1 protein-coding gene is annotated in these 525 nt (G+C 50.1%); it reads right to left on the reverse strand.

Translation table 11 applies throughout. The annotated features are described in order from the left end of the window. On the reverse strand, nt 1-296 hold a 296-nt coding region (locus PORUE0001_RS10630; protein WP_410524546.1), incomplete at its 3' end, for a hypothetical protein. Between the last annotated feature and the right edge of the window lie 229 nt (nt 297-525).

The raw sequence follows: 525 nt of genomic DNA on the forward strand, positions 1-525 counted from the left end.
GCATTCTGACCATTGAGCATCTCGCTTGACACGAGATTGTCAACAGCCTCCAGCAGGGCATCTGCGCCATACTCTCGAAGGCGGGCATTTAGTTCAGCTAGACGACTTCCTTGCAGAGAGCGCAACGCTGGTATGTTAGCTTGCTTTGTTGCTAGCTTGCTATTGAAGTAATCTACGAAGGCGAGAGCCTCCTGCTCCCTTAAGCCTTTATGGGGTGATACGTCCGTCAGGCTTAATTGCCCATCATAGGCTCCCAAAAATTTTGCCTCACGCGCACGGGGCTGGAGCTGGGTCATCTGAGCGAAGCGAAGATGACGAGATTGGGGGATTATAGGGGGTATAGAGTTAGGGGTTACAGGGGAAAGAGAAAAGGGGGACGAAGGGGGGAAAGAGGCAAAACCTTTTGCTTTTTCCTCCTGAGTGGTGGAAGAAGAGCTAAGAGGCTTAGCAGTACTTTGCTCGACATCAGCTACTTGAGTGTTGTCTGAAAGCAAATAAACCTTTTGACTTTTCACCTGCTTTGGG

It is taken from the genome of Porphyromonas uenonis 60-3 (assembly GCF_000174775.1).
Taxonomy (GTDB): Bacteria; Bacteroidota; Bacteroidia; order Bacteroidales; family Porphyromonadaceae; genus Porphyromonas; species Porphyromonas uenonis_A.